Consider the following 17,664-nt stretch of genomic DNA (forward strand, 5'->3'; position numbering starts at 1 on the left):
ATCAAAATGTCTATGCACTCTGGGATCGGTAACGACGAGCGAAGGCTGGTGGGCGCGGCAGGACCCGAACCTGCAACCAGATCGTTATGAGCGGGAGGATAAAGGACGCGTTCATTGAATTTGCTACATCTTCGTCCGGGATCAAGCGCATCCGCTGCTATTTGATGCGGTCGTTCTGGTGCGAAACTGGTGCGGCGGACGGGCAAGGTCTGAAGGGCCATGGATTCCCATGCCTGAACGCGCCGCCGGTCCCGGTGCCTTTGCGCTGGGCTATCGCGGCCAGGCCGTAGCTCTGGACGGGAAAACAAAGACGGAAAGAACGTGGACTGACTTCTACCCCCATCCGAGATGTCACGAGTGCAGCGCAGCGTGTTGATGCCGAGGCTGGCCAGCAAAAACATGGGTCCGCCCTTTGCCGGGCCGTTTTTGCGAACCGCCTGAACCGTATCGTTCTTTCAACTCTGGCCCCGTGGGGGAAAAACATTCCCGTTTGGGCTGGGTAGGCCAACTTGCTTTTGCAAGGGGGCAAACTATTCTTACTGGCTACCCGCCTCGGCCGCGCCAGGCGAGGCAGCCGCGGCTGCAAAGACAGCCCGTAAAACAAAGACAGCCCGTAAAACGAAGGCTCAGGAGGAATTGCCATGACGATCAAGCAGATTGCATTGAGTCTGGCTATCGCGCTCGGCCTTGCGAGCGCTGCCGCCGCGCAGGAAGGCCCCAAGCTATACGTCTTTACGTCGGGTTCGCTGGGAGGCTTCCCGAAGGCAGCCCTGCAGATGGGTGGTCAAGGCAATATCGATTGGGCGCCCGTGAGCTTCTATGTGCTCAAGCATCCCAAGGGCAATGTCATCATCGATACCGGAAACAACGATAAAACGATTACCGATCCCGATGGCTGGTGGGGACCTCTTGCCAAGGGGTTCGGTCTCAAAATGACAAAGGACGATGCCATTCCCGCACAGCTCGAGAAGATCGGACTGAAGACTGACGACATCAAATATGTCGTGGTCGGTCACCTGCACCTCGACCATGGCGGGAATGTCAGTCAGTTTCCGAATGCGACCCTCGTTGCCCAGAACGACGAACTGAAGGCCGCCTGGTGGCCGGATGTCGGCTACTCGCTCTATTATATTCCGGGCGACTTCGCTGACACCAAGAAGATGAACATCATCCGCCTCGAGGGCGACCTCGATCTGTTCGATGACGGTTCGGTACGCGTGATGCGGGCTCCCGGCCATACCCCCCGGCAGCCAGTTCGTGACCGTCAAATTGCCCAAGACGGGTACCGTTATTCTGACCAGCGACGTGGTCTATCTGAAAGAGAACCTCGACAAGAACCTGATTCCGCCGATTCCGGGCACGTTCAATCCGAGCGATGCCTATCGCAGCTACCAGCGCGTTCGGCTGGTTCGCGACGCCAACAATGCCCAGATCTTCTACGGGCACGATCCGGAGGTTTTCAAGGCCACCAAGCACGCGCCAGAGTTCTATGATTGAGCCTTAAGCCGGCGCGGGGCGCTCTCTCGAGAGCCCGCGCCGGACCTCAGGGCGAGTCCCCGAAGCGGGGCCGTAGATTCACTTTTCCCGCGAACGGACTCGCCTGTTCGGGACGCTGCATGACCATCTCGGCAATCGACGCGGCGCCTAGTGATGCGTTGATCCAGACGGATCACGCCCCAGCGATCTCCGCGTCCAATGTGAGCAAGCGCTACGGGCCGGTATCGGCGCTGGAGGGGCTCACACTCGACATTCACGCCGGGGAAGTGTTTGGCTTGCTGGGTCCGAACGGCTCCGGCAAGACCACGTTTATGCGGCTGCTTGCGGGCTATCTCCTGCCATCGGCGGGCCGCTTGATGGTCGCAGGCCACGATGTCGTCGGCGATTCACTCGCGGTGCGGCGGCACATCGGCTATGTGCCGGAAGCAGCGCCGCTGTACCGGCAGATGCGGGTGGGAGAATTCCTGGCCTTCATGGCACGGCTGCGCGGCGTGCCCGAGCGGAACGTCAAAGGCGCCGTCGAACGCATCGTCGATCGGCTCGCGCTGTCCGCTGTCGTCGACAAGCCGACACGGGCCTTGTCCAGGGGCTATCGGCAGCGGACCGCGCTCGCCCAGGCGTTGGTCCACGATCCGGACATCCTTATACTCGACGAGCCTACCAATGGACTTGATCCACGCCAGATCATTGAGATGCGGCAGCTGATCCGCTCGCTGGCCGGGCGCCACACGGTGCTGATAAGCTCCCACATTCTCAGCGAAGTCGAGAAGACCTGTGACCGGGTAGCGGTGCTGCTCAACGGGCGCCTCCTGGGCGTCCGCGCAATGGCAGATACCCCCGACCTCGAAGCCTGGTTCCTGTCGCTCACATGAGAACGCTGCGCATTCTCTTTGCCAAGGAGCTCAACGCGACGCTGACGTCGCCGATTGGCTACACAGTGGCCGCGGTTTTCCTGCTCGTGCTCGGCTATACATTCAGCCTGACGCTGTTTGCGACCAAGGTGGCCAACCTTCAATACATCTTTCACCAGATGTATGTGCTGTCGATCCTGCTGGTGCCGGTGCTGACCATGCGCAGCTTTGCCGAGGAGCGGCGGTCGGAGACGCTCGAGCTGCTCTTGACTGCGCCGGTGCAGGAACTTTCGATCGTGCTGGCCAAATATGCCGCCACGCTGACACTCGTGCTCGGCATCTTTACGCTCTCGCTCGTATATGCGGTGATCCTCGATCGTTACGGCGAGCCCGACTGGGGACAAATCCATGCTGGCTATCTGGCGCTCGCGTTGCATGCCTCGCTCCTGGTTGCGGTCGGCCTGCTGATGTCAAGCATCACCGAAAACCAGGTCGTCGCGGCGGCGCTGTCGATCGGTATCTTCCTGATGCTCTGGTTTGCCGATTCGGTGTCCTATCTGCTATCGCCGCCGTTCGACAGCCTCGCCCTCAACCTGTCCCTGATCGGACATTTCAAGCCGATGGTGTCAGGCTCGGTGTTCGTCTCGGACATCGGCTATTTCATCACCGCAAGCATGCTCGCCTTGTTCTTGACCACCTGGAGGCTTGCACAGCGATGATGCGGGCATCCGAGGCGATCAATATCGTCTGGTTTTTAGGCGTGATTGCCGCGCTTGCGCTATTGTTTGTGGCGGGCCTGAAGCTGCCGGTGCGGCTCGGCTATGCCAGCCGTGCTGTCTCCGCTGCCCTTGTGGTCGCCGTAGCCGTCGCCGTCGTGGTCCTCGCCAACGTGGCGTTGTTCCGTCACGACGCGCATCTCGATTTCACGCGCGAGAAGGCCTTCACGCCCTCTGCCGAAGCCGGAGAGGTGGTGCGCGGGCTCGCCGAACCGATCGACATTGCCTATTTCTATCAGAAGCAGAACCCCGGCGCGGTAGCCCTTGGCGCTATGCTGCGGCAGCTCGAACGGGATAACGGGAATTTCCGTGTCCGCCTGATCGACGCCGACCAGAACCCCGCGCTCGCCTCCAGCTTCGGCGTGCGCACCTACAATTCGGCCGTGTTGCGGTCGGGCGATCGCCGCATCGAAGTCGTCACGACAGATGATCGCGAGATCGCGCTCGGCGTGCTGCGTCTGTTGCGCAGACGCGAGGTCGTGATCTGCTTTGCCGCCGGGAACGGCGAATACGACATCGACAATTTCGAATTCCACACCCATTTCGAAGGTGCTCACAGCCATAGCCACGACGCTTCGGGTTTGGCGGTCGTGCAGATGGAGCAGCACGGGATCGGCAGGTTACGACGCGCGATCGAGAAGCTCGGCCTTGCCGCGCGCAAGATCTCCTTTGCAACCGGCCAGCCGATCCCGGACGATTGCGGCGTTGTCGTCGAAGCCAATCCGCGCACCCGCTATTCTCCCGGCCAGACCGAGCTGATGCGCCGCTATGTAGAGCGGGGCGGCTCGGCGATGTTCCTGATCGAGCCCGACTATGAGCTTGATGACAGCCTTGCTGCGCTGCTCGCTACTGCCGGCATCAAGGTTGGCAATGGTGTGATCGTCGATCCCAAGGAGCACTATTTCACTGACGAACAGATGATTGCCGTGTCACATTATGGTGTCCATCCGATCACGCGCGGCCTGACACTGTCGTTCTATCCGGGGGCCCGCCCACTCGAAATAGTACCGACGGCCGGCCTCAAGCTGACGCCACTGGCGGCCAGCAGCTCCGAGGCTTACATCATCGCCGACCGCTTGGGTCACGATTCGACTGCGGTGTCCGCACTACGCGCATCGAGGATTATCGCTGTCGCCGCCGAAGGCCGATTGAACGAAACGGCCCCCTCGATATTCCGCATGGTCGTGGCTGGTGACGCCGATTTCGCCTCCAACTCATTCTTCCCGTATCTGGCCAACTCGGACGTTGTGCTCGCCGCACTCGCCTGGCTTACGCATGAGGAGCGAGCGCCGACCATGAAGCCGCCCGTGGAAGTGCTGCCGACCGTCTCGCTGACGGGCGAGCAGATGCGCGGCATCTTCATCGTCACTGTTCTATTGATGCCGGGGCTGATCGCTTTCGCCGGTGGCGCGATGTGGTGGTTGCGGCGATGAACCGGTTGATCTGGAGCGCTGCTGCTCTGGGCGCCATCGTCTTTCTGGCGGCACTCGCGTTGACCGGCGGTCGCGGCGGTCCGGGGTTGCTGCCGTTTGTGCCGAAAGGCCTGATGACGATCCGGCTTCAGGATGTTCGCGAGGTCGAATTGGAAACACGCGAGGGGCGCTGGCATTTTGTCCGCGCGGAGGATGGCTGGCATGCGGCGGCAGGGGCGACGACGGCAGGCTTCGCGGCGCGGCTTGACGGCGCGCTCAGATTGCTGCGCAATTCGGGACCGGAGCGTGTACTGAGCGCGACCGAGACTGCAGGCGTCGACCCCGCGCAATTCGGATTGGATCCGCCCCGGCTGCGCGTCGTAGTCAACGGCAGTGGTGCTTCATCCTTCGTCATCTCTTTCGGCGCGACCAATGTCCTCGGACTGTCGCACTATGCCAGGCGCGAGGGAAGCGGCGAGATTGCGCTGCTGCCCGGCTTCGTCGCCGAGGAGTGGGAGCGGGTGGGGAAGATGCCGTGAGCGTGCGTTTTGCACTATGGACAGCATTCTGGCTTGCAATCGCCTGCTGCGCCGATGTCTCGGCCCACGTGACCACCACCGGATTGGTCCGCATCGAGTTGTCGGATGACCGTCTCTCTTATGCGCTCTCTGTCGCGTTGCCCGAAATACCGCAGGCGTCGGCTTCCATGCTGAACGCCGCCGCCAATGGCGATCGCTCGGCGGCCGAAGCGGTAGCCGAAGCGGCGCGCAGGAGCGTCACGATCGACCTTGGCGGCACGCGCTGCCGCGCAGGACGCGTGCGCATAGGTGGCGCCGGCGCAAACGAGACCCGCGCGACAATCGAGATCGGCTTCACTTGTGACCCTGGGCATCGCCGCCTCACGGTTACAGAAGACTGGGGCGGTTTTCTTGGCGAGCATTATCAGAGCCTCGGCAACATCCACACGTCGAACGGCGAGCGGCAGGTGGTCTTCGGTGAGACATCACGAACGGCGGCCATCGACATTGACCGTCCCGTCGCGACCGGCTGGTTGGATTTTGTGAAGCTCGGCGTCGAGCATATTCTCACCGGCTACGATCATTTGCTCTTTCTTCTCGCGCTACTCGCTATCGCGCGCGGCTTCTGGTCGGTGGTCAAGATCGTAACTGCCTTCACGCTCGCCCACAGCGTGACGCTCACGCTGGCAGCGCTCGGTTTTGTCAGGTTCCCCGAACGCATCATTGAGCCGCTTATAGCCGCGACCATCATCTGGGTTGCGCTGGAAAACTTGTTCGCGGCCGCGCCGGATCGGCGGCGATGGATGTGGAGCTTTGGGTTCGGCCTCGTGCATGGACTTGCGTTTGCGTCTGCCCTTGGCGAGCTCGAACTGAAGGGCGCCGCTTTGCTCCGCGCATTGGTCGGATTCAACGCAGGTGTCGAGATCGGCCAGCTTATCTTCGTGGTGATCGCGCTTCCGCTGCTGACGCTGATGTCGCAAGGGCGGGCTGCGCAGCTGACGCCGCGCATCGCCTCCATCGCCGCCGCGGCGATCGGCACGTATTGGCTGCTCGAGCGAGTTCTTCTCGGTTGAACCTCGTGAGCCAAATAGTAACCCTAGCAAAGGCCTGTGGCCCGTCATCTGGGAGATGTCTGCTTTGGCGGCAAATCCGGACCTCAAAGTGGTTCACCTTCCTGGAGCAAAGCGGCTCTGAAAGGAGCAAAGAGTGGCTGATCGAACCCTCAGTCAGAGAGGATGCAGCCTTTTCCTGCGACGATCGCGCCGAAGCTACGATCGAACGTCAGACGCTCTGGTCGGGCAGGAGGTGCAGCATTAGTCTCGTGCAACCGAGGCATAGCAGCGTGTCGGAGGTAAAGGAGCATTTCTGGTGCGGTAATCTAAAATAGAACTTTCTAACCCACTGAATTTATTGGTGGGCCCGGCAGGACTCGAACCTGCAACCAGAGGTCTCGCGTCAATAAAACCTCAATTATTGCAATGTCTTATAGGGTGCAGATCTCGCTTGGATAGTGCAAGTCGATAGGCTTTATCGCCGTTTTTTGCATTCATACACGTTCTTTCACAATCTGTAGCAAGCCCTCTTTGCCCGCACCCTATCTCTCCGCATCAACCTGAGGTATGAGTCGTCCCGTTGCCATTTTTGCTGCTTTCCAAGCAGGATTCATTCATTTTTGGGGGAAGAGCCCGACCGCGTGACGGACCTTGATGAGCAGTACGGCCCAGTAATCCCACCGCAAAATGGATTGAAGGCCTGGGAGCGAAGCGAACAGCTGCTTCGGTATGAGCTGAATCAATCCTCGGCAAGGCAGCTTTCAAATTTGATTGCAACTGCTGCTGAAGGAGGCATGCTCCTAACCGTTGCTCTTGCGGTCACTGTAATCTGGATGATCGCGGACGATGGAAGCTTGTTGTTCGCTCTTGAAGAAACGATCGTTGAAGGTGGAACATCTCGCAGACCGCGGATGCGAGGCATGCCACTCAACGGAAGCGTCAAGCCCCTCGGCCACCCACTTCTCGTTGATGGAGCTGGTGGGAGGATTGCGGGAGAATTGCACCTAGATAGGGTAAGTGATGAGGCCTTGATCTGGGTCTTGAATAACCGCTCAGGACGCTACGGAATCCATGAGTCGCGAACACATATGCACCTTGATAACGTCGCAGAATTGCTCTTGAGATATGGAATTGAAGTCGAGACGGAATTTTTTGAGGTGACGACGTGAAAGCACTTTCGAGAGATATGAACCTTCTCGAACTCCGCAAGAGTGAACGCAGTCTACTGGTCAAAAAGCTGCTCGAAGATCCCGCTACCGAAATCGAGAATCTGAAGCGGAACATTGAAAATACGCTCTCGCGCTTCACAGGGCTTGTCGCCGAAAACGAAGAGCAGGTATATCTTTTTGGGATGGACATCCATCAAGTATTGAAAGCGGCTGAAATAAAGTCAGGCGCCCTTGGGCAAATCCGAGATCACCTGAACCCAAGCGTTCGACTTGTTTTCGTGTGTGGGTTGCTCGGACTTAGCCTCGTCGAAACTCGCCATCGACTCGTCGAAGATCGGAAGCGCAGAATGGAGGAAAACGCGGCGCAATTCGAAGCTAGACGGCAGCGCCAGCGTGCGAGTGAAGAAAGCTTGGTTCAAGATCTCCGCGAAGTGGTTGCAGAACAGGCATCCTCTTTGTTGCCCCCTGACATCATCCCGAAGCGATAAATTTTTCGTCGCGCCCTGCAGGTTGCTGATAAGCCGGCAATCGCAGGCCTCGCCGTCGTTCAACCTTTCTTCCCGCCTCGCGGACCGACGGCGTCCATCTTGGTGATGTATTCATCCAATAATCCAAGGTGATCTAAGATCCTGTACGGATTGCGTGACGCAACTTGCCGCTTAAGCTCGTCGTCTATCTGGCACCAAGAGCACTCCCCTGTTTGCGACGTTGGCTCATTGCACGTCTCGCAGTGCTGGGAGCTTGCGACGATTTCAATGCCATTGAATATGAACGGGTCTCTCTCCATATCGACAAAGTACGGTATTGCAGAACTTCTTCCAATTCGTTGTTCGAAGTAACTGCATCCCAGACTTTCAGCTATTTGAGCCAAGTCATTTTTTGTCTGGGGGGAGGCTCGCGAGCCGCACACAATGCTGGTGATGCAGTTCCTCGGCACATCCAGAAGGATTAGTTGCCCTGCGAGCCGAGTATTCTCCTGCGGGGCGATCATCCGGCGCTCTTGCTCATAGCTCCAGCAGGTTGTTTTGGTGAAATATGCTGCGTTGTAGACCTCGCTCTGTAGAAAATAAGTGTAGCGCGGCTTCGCGATCACATAGGCTCGATAGAGTAGTTCTGTAAGGTCGTGCGCTGGAACGTCTGAGTAAATGACGTCGTCAAAGCGGCATTCTGGAAAGGCATCAGCGAGCCTCTCCTCAGAAAATTCGATGACAAAGCCTTGGTGGTTTTGAGCGTAATGAGCCCACATAGGAACGACGATGGGCGACATCGAGAAGCACGTTGTCGCATCCTGCGGCAACTCGCCGACAACGTCGGCGTAGAAGGCCAGCGCGTCAGGCTTTTCGTTGAAGTCGATTGTGAGAAATAGTTCGTAGGGATCGTTGAAGTCCTTTGGGAATGAGCACTTAAGCGCGATCGCTTCGGATGAAGTGAAAACTTTGCCGATATGTTCGGGTCCAACGTACTTATAGATTCGCTTGGGGTGGTCGGTCATTTGGATTGCAATTCGATCGACTTCCTACATCAGCCCAATCTTCTCGAAAAAAGCCTTGTTTCGAGTTTTGGCCGAATCCAACACATCCTTAAAGGACGAAATCTCTATGAAAATGTTGAAGGCGTCGTCCCACCGGTACCAAGTGCCAGATCCCACCTTTTGATGGAATGGTCCTAACGCTTTCATGACGGTCCGAAGCGTGGCGGTTACATCAGCAATGATGTGGCAGACAAAGGGAGTTGTATCTGCAATCTGACGAAGGGGAGTGCCATCGTATTTTATGGCCTCGCCGGACTTTCTCATGTCCTCAACATATCTTCGCACTTGAGTGATTGGATTCTTCTCGAGGGTGTAATCGTCTCTTTTTGGGCGCTTGAACTCGATGATTGTGATTGGCTGCGATAGATCTGTGTTCTGAAAGCCGAGACTTACGTCGAATACCGAGATATCGGGACGATCGAGCGGGTTAGCAGGGTTGGCGATCTGCGCCTTCATTTTCTTGTCGGAATTAAAGTACGAGAAGAAAGCGAGCCGATCATCGACAATCCATAGATTGTGATCCTCATAACCAACAACCATGCCGGTTGCCCGACATCGAAGTATGATGAGATCAGGTCTGCCGAACCGCATGCTAGCGGTCTCATCGAGCAGCACGATATCGAGAGTGCAGTGGTCCACCTCAATGAACTGATAGCCAAATCCATTTGACGGATTCGATAGCAACGCGAGGGCTAGAGGGAGTTGCGGTAATCCATCCGCGGAGCGTAAGCTTGGACCAACGACATGCGCCGAGCGTAGAAGGCGGATCGGCGGCGCCACTCGGCCGACGACAATCTCTGCCTTGTGCGGCTCTTTGCTCTCGGTTGAATTGCCTGGATTGCATTCATGCCTCCACGCAAAAGCTAATCGTCCGCTTGTCGAACGATCGCCAAGCGTTAAGCGCAAAACGGTGTTGATAGCGGCACTTTGAGCGATCAGGTCGGCATCGGCTCTTCAACCTCGCGCGGCCGCCACCTTATGTTCTTCGTCGGTAGCTTCCGATACGAGGCAGCGGTTTCTTTTCCGATCAAATGCGCATGGTACGCCCAAAGCGAAAGTTGTCAACAAGAACCGTAATAAAATCAAGGAGTTACGCTGCTAGCGGAATTGTCGCAAGTTTCCCGCATAGCAAGTAAAGGTAGCAAATAGTCCGAAACACAAGCATGAGGAGTGGAAGGCAAAGTCTCCAGTTTCGATGTCTTGAACCTCGTGTGTTCCAAGAGTTCAAGGCAATCACTTGAGTTCTGGAATCCCGAAAGTCTCTAATCGAATCCTTGGGAAATAGAATCGCCGCACCTACTCAAGTCTTGCCGATCCGCCTGCCGGCGGATCGCCGCGGCGTAACTTAATCCTTGCGATTCTCGCCGCCTGTTCTGCCGCCATGTCGCTGGGGCGGTAAGTTAATCCTTGCCGACGCTTGCTGCTTGGCCTTTCGCTAGGGTCGCCGCGGCGTAACTCAATCCTTGCGATTCTTGCCGCCTGTTCTTTCCGTCGTGTCGCTGGGCGTATCTTAATCCGTGGCGATGTTCACTGCCCGGCCTGCCGCCAGGGTCGGCGCCGCGGCATAACTTAATCCTTGCGATCCTCACCGCCTGTTCTGGTGTTATGTCGTTGGGGCGAAACTTAATCCTTGGCCGATCTTCATCGCCTGGCCTGTCGCCAGGGTCGCCGCGGTGTAACTTAATCCTTGCGATTCTCGCCGCCCATTCTGCCGTCATGCCGTCGGAGCGAAACTTAAATCCTTGGCCGATCTTCATCGCCTGGCCTGTCGCCAGGGTCGCCGGGGTGTAACTTAATCCTTGCGATTCTCGCCGCCCATTCTGCCGTCATGTCGTCGGAGCGAAACTTAATCCTTGGCCGATCTTCACCGCTTGGCCTGCCGCCAGGGCTGGCGCGGCGTAACTTAATCCTTGCGATCCTCACCGCCTGCTTTTGCCGTCATGTCGTCGAGGCGTAACTCAAACCTTGCCGGCTCACTGCCTGGCCACCGGGCGCTAACTCAATCCTTGTTGTCGGTCCTAGGGATCTTCGACTTTCCACGGCTCCGGATCTCATGCCAATCGTCGGCACCTATCAAATCCGAATCGGTGAAGCGGTCATGAACGCGGTCGTATCGCTGACATCCAATGACGCCGCCGACTCCGTCGCCAACGAATGTTCTCACAATGTGCAGGTTCTCGGCGCCAGGGCGCACACGTACTGGAATACCGCGTGCGTGCTTCGTGCAGGCGGTGAGAAGTTGACCCGCGTCGCTGAACAAACGCGCGCTAGCTCCGCAGACTGTGCAAGAGCAGGCCGCGCGTGCTTCTGCTAGCGCGATCGCATCCGCGATGGCGCGTTCTACGCGAATCGGAAGGGCAGTTTCGGCCTTCCAGTAGATGATCAATCGACCGTGTCTCTCTTGGATTTCAGTCAATTGGACTGAGTATCCCACCGCAGCGGCCGATACCCGCGCTACCAAGTTGGTTACGATGTCGCGCCATCCGGTATTACACTGGGGATAACCAGCTGCGAAAGGAACGCCGCGAAGCTTCCGGACAAGGACCTCCGGATAGCGATCGACAAGTTCCTGAGACCAAGTTTTCATCAACGTGCTCCTCTATTCGAGGAATGGATGGGCGAATAGGTCCGTCACGCGCGATTTGTGGTGTGCGCCGCGAAGCGAGAGCACGCTGCATGACGATCGTTGAGATTTCGATGCCAGGTCTGCGTCAACGCGGCCCCCTGTTCGAGAGGGGTGGCTCAGAAGTAACCGGCAGCGCCTGCCGATCCGCCCGTCGTGCTACGACTGCTTCTGCGTCAAGCGGCCGCGAAAGATCAAGGACGAGCGTGCCCGACCAAACCAGAGCGCACACAGTCATTAGCGGGCTTGACGCCCGCGTGATCGTTCCAAGTTGGCGAATTGTAAGGGGGCCGTCTTTCAGAGCGCGGTCGATCTCGGCTCTGGTAGAGGCGTCAACCTTTTGATTCCGATGCCGCCAAATCCGGAAGCAATTGCTTGACCGGGGCTCTTCGTCTAGATGTGCTCGATCCACCTCGACTAGACGGATGTTATTTTCGTCAAGAGCGATCTGCAAAAGGCCTTCGTTGTCGAGATCGCGGATCGGTGCCTCGTCGACAAGCTCATACGCGAACCGTCCGTCGTCGTGCTGCGCGGTGAGCATCCCGACCTTGACACGGCGTCCCAGGGCAGGGAGCGTATCTATAAATTTGATTGAACTGACATCGGGATCAATGGAGAGTTGGACAAAAAGTGCGTTGAAGGAACGAGAGCCCTTCAAAATGGCCGAATGAGACTTTGACGATCGGAGATAGTCCGCGTCAGCAAAGGAACTACGTTTGTCAGACGGGTGTGCCACTGCGGCTATCCTCTGTTCCTACGCTTGTTCGACCCAACAACCGAGCGGCGACGTCCTTTCGGTCATGACGCTCTCCCTCCGATTGACTTGTCCGCGGTACATGGATTGAGCCGACTTCAACAAGCTTGCGAGATGTAAAGTACAGCGGTTCCGTTCCAATAGTCAATAGCGAGCTATCTAGCTATTTAGCTATCTGTCTCAATTTTGTAGATCGAACGGGTTTGAGGGAAGTGGGGTCTTCATACTGGGTCAATCCAGTGCTAAGTTCGTCCCGGATAGGTGGCTATCTACGAGGCCCAGGAGATTCTGTTGGTGAAACCAAGGGAAGAGGCGTCCTCCGCGCGCGCGCGGACGGATGGTCGTAGGCAATTGTTAGTCTACTTGGACGCCGACATCATTAAGGACCTAAAACGCGTGGCATTGGATGCCGACCGGCCAGCGTACGAGATCGTTGAGGAGGCCGTCCGCGAGTTTTTGAGAGTGAAAAAGCGTAAAAAATGATTTTGGCGCCGACGCTCGTACGATTACAAGGGGCGCTTACTTTTTCGGATCGATGTGAGGCGTTTTGCATAGCGGTCCTGACGGTGCGTTAAGCTCCACCACTGGCGGCTCTCCACCGCTCAGTGCGCAGACCGAAATTACAGTGTTACATGAAGGTCGACAGTTGGACGGTCAGTCGGTCGCGACTGGTGGACAGTCTAGCGATAACTGCGAAAACGCCATCTCGGTGGTCGGGGATATCCGGCGCCAGACGCGATCCATATCGCTTCGCAGAACATGCCCAAGCATCACCGATGCGGCTGCCCGAGAGAGCGTCCGCCCGTGCCGCGCGAAACAGTTCGTCATCGCCGACCGCACCAGATGCGGCCAGAAGCCCAGCTTTCTCTTAAGATAATCGATCTGGTTGCTGCCACTCTTCTTTCTTCCGCGGAGCGCGCGAATGTACGCATCCAGGGTGCTGGGATTGACGCTCGGGTCCGGAATGGCGGAATCCTCCTCCTTCGGCCGTGGCCGCCGGCCTGATGCGAACGGGCGTCAGATCGGGAAACCTTTCCACGTTGCGCTCAGGGCTCTGTGCTCGGCGATTCGGAGGGGCTAAGCTCCGGACGCTCTGCCCACCCGCAATCGAAACGGGTCCCTCTAAGGCAAGACAAATGTTCAGAGAACTGAAGGAGTAGAGGATGTCAGAGAAGATCATGGCGAAGGAACTCGATACGATCGATCTCGAGTTGCTTTCGGAGGCCGCTAAATCAGGAACTGGATACGTGGTGGCAGCTCTGCACTTCGACGAACCCGGTGACCTCTCACGCTTTCTTTCGCTGGAGCGCCTTCATGAACTTGGCTATCTAACAAAGGTCCCGTCGAAGACACGTCTCCAAGAACAGTACGAGCGCGTTTATAGTATAACAAAGCTGGGCGACGCGTCCTCCAGGACGTGTTGGATGGACGGCGTGCGGCAGCGCCATTGGCAGTTCTGCGTCTCAGATCGATTTGGAAAAGATCAGTCGAAGTAACAAGTGATCGCAGGGATTCGGGGCGCAGGTAGTAGGGTCGGATCAATAGCGCCGATCGATCTCGGATTTCTCAACGGCGAAGCGAAGACCTGATGACGATTCATGGCAGCCCGGGCACGCTCGACGTTGTCGTCCGGATCTCGCGGGCTTGTGGGGCGAGGGAAGAGCGCCGATTCCGCTGGAACTTGTCCAGCTAACGGAAGGCCAGGTCCTGGACGCCGGTGACTTCACGATGGGCTGCTTTCTAGTTCGGCATCGGGACACCGATAGCCTCGGCTTCGAAAGCCAGGTCCGCCGCCATCTTCGTCCAGACCGCTTGGCGGCCCACGGAGTGCCGGATGGTCCGGTGCGCAAAGAATTGGCCGAAGGAAAGCAGGTGACGCGGCGGGATCAAGGTAAGGGTACAGCGCGCAGTGGGCGGGCGGCGGAAGATATTCGCACTGTGTGATCATGGTCCTGACCGAGCTCTGACGTCGGCTGGCGATACCCTCTTAGAGGGCGTGGAAAGGGCGCAGGATGAATCCGCTTGAGTCCGAGCGGTCCCCCACGTCCCAAAACGCGAAGCGCACCAGCGACTCTTAGAGAATTGGTCCCAAGGTCGAAAAGGGACTTTTCCAACAGAATCGGCCAACATCGGAAGACGCCGTTGCGTGCTCAATGCAGGGAACGATTGTCGGCGCGGCTACTATTACAAACGGCGCGTGAAGGAACGGTTCCGACTCATCCAGTGCGATGCATTACTTTCGTGTCTTTGATAGAATGTCTTCGCCTCAGCAACCGGGGAGAACACCGTGCCGGGCCATGAGGACGATACGAGCGAGAAAAACTTCCGCTACCTGATGGACGCGGCGCCCGTCATGGTCTGGGTGACCGGGACCGACAAGCTTTGCACTTTCTTCAACCAGCCGTGGCTCACCTTCACTGGCCGCACCATGGAGCAGGAGCTCGGCAACGGTTGGGCCGAGGGCATCCATCCCGACGATTTAGCCTGCCTCGAAATCGGTTTCGGTCATTTCGACCGCCGCGAGCCCTTCCAATTGGACTATCGGATGCGGCGCGCCGACGGCGAGTACCGCTGGATCCTCGACAGCGGCGTGCCGCGGTTCGCTATGGATGGCACGTTCCTAGGCTATATCGGCTCCTGCATCGACATTACTGACCGAAAGCGCGCAGAAGCCGAGGCACGCGAGAGCGAGCGGCGATACCGCGAGGTGCAGATGGAATTGGCTCACGCCAACCGCGTCGCGACGATGGGACAGCTCACGGCCTCGATTGCCCATGAGGTCAATCAGCCCATTGGGGCGCTGGTCACCAACGCGCAAGCCGCGTTGCGCCTTCTTAGCGCCCCGAGGGTGGAGCTGGACACAGTGCGACAGATCGCCAATGATATCGTGAAAGACGGAAATCGAGCGAGCGAGATCATCAGCCGCGTCCGTGATCTCATCAAAAAAGCGCCGCCCCGACGAGATCACTGGGAGATTAACGCGGCGATTCGCGAAGTGATTGAACTCACCCGTGGCGAAGCGGTGAAGAGCCACGTGTCTGTCCAGACAGAGCTCGCGGACGGATTACTGTTCATTCAAGGAGACCGGGTCCAACTGCAACAGGTGATCCTTAACTTGATCATCAATGCCGTCGAGGCAATGAGTGGCACGAGTGAAGACGCGCGAGAATTGCACATCAGCAGCGGAAAAGCCAACTGGGGTAGCGTGCTCGTCTCGGTCCGAGATTCGGGTCCGAGGCTGGCTCCGGCGAGTTTCGATCGCCTCTTTGACCCCTTCTACACTACCAAGCCGAGTGGCTTGGGGATGGGGCTCACGATCTGCCGTTCGATCATCGAAGCACACGGCGGACGATTGTGGGCAAGCGCAAACGTGCCAAGTGGCGCTATCTTTGAATTCACATTGCCCGCCCAGCCCGACAGTCAATCGTAATTGGGGAGCTGCGCCTATCAGTTTGCTGTATATGCGACTAGTGCGCAGAGGTGGAGACCGTCTGCCACGAGGCGGACGTCCACTGAGGGGCACACGCGGAAGTGCCAATGTTTGTGAACTGACGCTTCGATGCCTCTGGGCACCACTTTGCGGCGGCCCACTTTAGTCGACACGTGCACAGCTTTTCTCAGCTCGGCGGCGGCCGCCCCTTTAAGTCGAAGTACTGAAATCGGGATGGCTCGTCGCGCGTAGAACCGTAGGCTGACCCAAGATGAGACCAAAAACCAGGCTAGCCACACAAGCGCCCCCGCATTTCTGGTCATGCTATCAGCTGAGGAAATGAAGGCGAAAGCAGTTCAGTGCGACGACACCGCCAGCGCGGCCCTAAGCAGTGGTCTGCGGTCGAGGGCGTCAGCGCCCTTCCGGTCTCCACCTCCACGAACTCATGGGCTACCTCGTATTCCTCCGCAGCCGCGAACTGAGCGAGGGCGTGCCGTTGGGATTCGGTGCCCAAGTCTGAACGGCCCTGACCTGATGCGGATACGCGGATGTAGGCGATAGGTGGTGCGGCTTGCACAGCCAGGGCTCTCCAGAGGTGATCTGTAAATAGCCTTATTGACCCAACCGCTTTATGGAATCCCTGCGATTCGCTTTTGCATGACAGGGGCCTCGGGCGAGCGCAACAGCTACGTGCAACGTTGCGATTCCGCTCCAAGCACACCGCGCGCGGCCTTTGGGGGTCATGCGTGGACAGTTTTCGGCGCCCGCAGCTTCCCGCACTCGTGCGGAAATGTGTCTTCCCGCGCTGCAGCGCATCAAACACTTGTGCCGCTACGATCCACCATCCGTCGCGCACATGTCGCGCCGAAAAGCGGCTGGCGTCACTCCGACAAACTTTTGAAATACGCGATTCAATTGGGGCGCAGACGTAAAACCTACCGCAAGCGCTACATCGGCAATCGATAGATCGCGGTTGGACAATAGTCCTCTTGCACGGCAGGTCCGCTGCGATAGGACGTGCTGATAGGGCGATAACCCGACTGAGTCTTTGAACGCCCGAATAAAATGGAACTGGCTTAGTCCTGCCACGGCCGCCAGGTCGGATAGCGTGATGTCATTCGTAATCTTGGCATCGACAAACCACTACGTCTCCGCGTTCAATCCAAAAGGAAAAGAACCGCACTGGGGCCGGCGCAAGCTCAAGCGAGACCAATGACAGTTAAAGCTTGGAACATTTCGTGAAGCTCCTGCGTGTATTCATTTTTGATGCACGTGATCAAACCGGGTACAGGAAATTTGTTAAGGCACGCCATTTGCAAAGCGATCCGTGGCAGATCGGGACTGGCCGGTGTTTCTCGAAAAAACGAGCGCCGTGCCTTTTATTTTCGCGCCTTGCACAATGTTTCGGCGGGCCTATTAAGCCGGTTGTTTGTTGTGAGCTATGCGGGTCCTTGGGACGACACCTCATTCGCGAGCCTCGCGCCATCCATCCGCGAGCCCCTGCTTGCCTAGGCGGGCGGGGGTTTTGCTTTGGCATCGGCTCAGGCAATCCCCTATGCCTCTTTTCACCTACAAGCTCATCGATACGCATTTCGTTTCGGGCTTCGGAGCGCATGATTTGCCTAGCGAAACGGAAGCCCAAATAGAGGCCATCAAGCTCGCTCGTTCGTTACGCGAGACCCGACCCGAACTAGTGGGCAAAGGGTACTCCATCTTCGTAATCGATGATGACGGCGCCGCCATTTGCGTCATTCCGCTCGACGCTACTCTGTGACGGTCGTTAGGCCCGCCAGCGGAACAAGTTGCGTGGCCAGCACCGTAAGCGCAGATGCCGCCAACTGAGGCGGCTCAATGTAGCCTGGGCCGCAGCTTCTCGAAGATCTAGCGCTGCTCCTCTATGTTCTCGCGGACGATCTGGCGAAGCTCTTCCGTAAACAGGCTAGTGCCCCTACGGTAAGCGCTGTTCAGCGGCCACCTACCGGATGATGGGGCGATCTGCGAGTCTGCGGTTTGTTTGAACCGTTAGGCTTAGAATGGACACAGTGCATAGT

The 17,664-nt window shown here is 57.8% G+C and carries 15 protein-coding genes and 1 pseudogene; 12 read left to right on the plus strand and 4 right to left on the minus strand.

Annotated elements, in window-relative coordinates:
- The first annotated feature begins 641 nt into the window (after window positions 1–641).
- The 8 genes from AC630_RS06070 to AC630_RS43475 all read left to right on the plus strand — a co-directional run bounded on the left by AC630_RS06070 (window position 642) and on the right by AC630_RS43475 (window position 7,763).
- Complete coding sequence (locus AC630_RS06070; RefSeq protein ID WP_074117617.1) at window positions 642–1,493, plus strand: N-acyl homoserine lactonase family protein; 852 nt, start codon at window positions 642–644, stop codon at window positions 1,491–1,493.
- Between the two features lie 123 nt (window positions 1,494–1,616).
- The gene (locus AC630_RS06075; protein ID WP_074117618.1) at window positions 1,617–2,369 is read left to right on the plus strand and encodes an ABC transporter ATP-binding protein; all 753 of its coding nucleotides are present in this window, start codon (window positions 1,617–1,619) and stop codon (window positions 2,367–2,369) included.
- Window positions 2,366–3,067 (plus strand): ABC transporter permease, encoded by a 702-nt coding sequence (locus tag AC630_RS06080; RefSeq protein WP_074117619.1) that lies wholly within the window; start codon window positions 2,366–2,368, stop codon window positions 3,065–3,067. Before AC630_RS06075 ends, AC630_RS06080 begins: the two co-directional genes overlap by 4 nt.
- A complete protein-coding gene (locus AC630_RS06085; protein ID WP_074117620.1) occupies window positions 3,064–4,557 on the plus strand; it encodes a Gldg family protein in 1,494 nt (497 codons plus the stop codon). Before AC630_RS06080 ends, AC630_RS06085 begins: the two co-directional genes overlap by 4 nt.
- Complete coding sequence (locus AC630_RS06090; protein WP_167561138.1) at window positions 4,542–5,075, plus strand: hypothetical protein; 534 nt, start codon at window positions 4,542–4,544, stop codon at window positions 5,073–5,075. The genes AC630_RS06085 and AC630_RS06090 overlap by 16 nt, the downstream gene beginning before the upstream one ends.
- A complete protein-coding gene (locus AC630_RS06095) occupies window positions 5,072–6,127 on the plus strand; it encodes a HupE/UreJ family protein (RefSeq protein ID WP_143197851.1) in 1,056 nt (351 codons plus the stop codon). Before AC630_RS06090 ends, AC630_RS06095 begins: the two co-directional genes overlap by 4 nt.
- A gap of 620 nt (window positions 6,128–6,747) precedes the next feature.
- Complete coding sequence (locus tag AC630_RS06100; protein ID WP_143197852.1) at window positions 6,748–7,275, plus strand: hypothetical protein; 528 nt, start codon at window positions 6,748–6,750, stop codon at window positions 7,273–7,275.
- Window positions 7,272–7,763 (plus strand): hypothetical protein, encoded by a 492-nt coding sequence (locus tag AC630_RS43475; protein ID WP_143197853.1) that lies wholly within the window; start codon window positions 7,272–7,274, stop codon window positions 7,761–7,763. Before AC630_RS06100 ends, AC630_RS43475 begins: the two co-directional genes overlap by 4 nt.
- Before the next feature lie 59 nt (window positions 7,764–7,822).
- Here AC630_RS43475 and AC630_RS06110 read toward each other — a convergent pair whose 3' ends face one another.
- The 3 genes from AC630_RS06110 to AC630_RS06120 form a co-directional block, all read right to left on the minus strand.
- A complete protein-coding gene (locus AC630_RS06110) occupies window positions 7,823–8,767 on the minus strand; it encodes a DUF2971 domain-containing protein (protein WP_074117625.1) in 945 nt (314 codons plus the stop codon).
- A gap of 24 nt (window positions 8,768–8,791) precedes the next feature.
- On the minus strand, window positions 8,792–9,586 hold the full coding sequence (locus AC630_RS06115) for a PD-(D/E)XK nuclease domain-containing protein (protein WP_208866960.1): 795 nt from the start codon (window positions 9,584–9,586) through the stop codon (window positions 8,792–8,794).
- 1,219 nt (window positions 9,587–10,805) lie between these two features.
- Window positions 10,806–11,393, minus strand: coding sequence for a hypothetical protein (locus AC630_RS06120; RefSeq protein ID WP_074117626.1), 588 nt, complete (start codon window positions 11,391–11,393; stop codon window positions 10,806–10,808).
- Between the two features lie 1,953 nt (window positions 11,394–13,346).
- On the opposite strand from AC630_RS06120, the gene AC630_RS06135 reads away from it, so the two are divergent.
- From AC630_RS06135 to AC630_RS06145, 3 genes and pseudogenes are all read left to right on the plus strand, one after another.
- Window positions 13,347–13,679, plus strand: coding sequence for a hypothetical protein (locus AC630_RS06135; protein ID WP_074117628.1), 333 nt, complete (start codon window positions 13,347–13,349; stop codon window positions 13,677–13,679).
- Window positions 13,680–13,738: 59 nt separating this feature from the next.
- Window positions 13,739–14,070: pseudogene (locus AC630_RS46745) on the plus strand (ribonuclease Z); the annotation flags it as partial.
- 400 nt (window positions 14,071–14,470) lie between these two features.
- The gene (locus tag AC630_RS06145) at window positions 14,471–15,613 is read left to right on the plus strand and encodes a sensor histidine kinase (RefSeq protein WP_143197854.1); all 1,143 of its coding nucleotides are present in this window, start codon (window positions 14,471–14,473) and stop codon (window positions 15,611–15,613) included.
- 831 nt (window positions 15,614–16,444) lie between these two features.
- On the opposite strand, the gene AC630_RS06150 is transcribed toward AC630_RS06145, so the two are convergent.
- Window positions 16,445–16,702 carry a helix-turn-helix transcriptional regulator gene (locus tag AC630_RS06150; RefSeq protein ID WP_245330273.1) on the minus strand — a complete coding sequence of 86 codons (258 nt, stop codon included), beginning with the start codon at window positions 16,700–16,702 and terminating at the stop codon, window positions 16,445–16,447.
- Window positions 16,703–17,168: 466 nt separating this feature from the next.
- On the opposite strand from AC630_RS06150, the gene AC630_RS06155 reads away from it, so the two are divergent.
- Window positions 17,169–17,387: a DUF6894 family protein gene (locus AC630_RS06155; protein WP_074117629.1), complete on the plus strand. Its 219-nt coding sequence runs from the start codon at window positions 17,169–17,171 to the stop codon at window positions 17,385–17,387.
- The last annotated feature ends 277 nt before the right edge of the window (window positions 17,388–17,664 follow it).

Origin of the sequence: Bradyrhizobium sp. AS23.2 (assembly GCF_001908185.1) — a bacterium.
Lineage (GTDB): Bacteria > Pseudomonadota > Alphaproteobacteria > Rhizobiales > Xanthobacteraceae > Bradyrhizobium.

Bases quoted from the DNA above. Each gene is read 5' to 3' on its own strand.
- AC630_RS06075 (WP_074117618.1), top strand. From the start codon at position 1,617: ATGACCATCTCGGCAATCGACGCGGCGCCTAGTGATGCGTTGATCCAG.
- AC630_RS06120 (WP_074117626.1), bottom strand. From the start codon at position 11,393: ATGAAAACTTGGTCTCAGGAACTTGTCGATCGCTATCCGGAGGTCCTT.
- AC630_RS06155 (WP_074117629.1), top strand. From the start codon at position 17,169: ATGCCTCTTTTCACCTACAAGCTCATCGATACGCATTTCGTTTCGGGC.
- AC630_RS06085 (WP_074117620.1), top strand. From the start codon at position 3,064: ATGATGCGGGCATCCGAGGCGATCAATATCGTCTGGTTTTTAGGCGTG.
- AC630_RS06080 (WP_074117619.1), top strand. From the start codon at position 2,366: ATGAGAACGCTGCGCATTCTCTTTGCCAAGGAGCTCAACGCGACGCTG.
- AC630_RS06110 (WP_074117625.1), bottom strand. From the start codon at position 8,767: ATGACCGACCACCCCAAGCGAATCTATAAGTACGTTGGACCCGAACAT.
- AC630_RS06070 (WP_074117617.1), top strand. From the start codon at position 642: ATGACGATCAAGCAGATTGCATTGAGTCTGGCTATCGCGCTCGGCCTT.
- AC630_RS06135 (WP_074117628.1), top strand. From the start codon at position 13,347: ATGTCAGAGAAGATCATGGCGAAGGAACTCGATACGATCGATCTCGAG.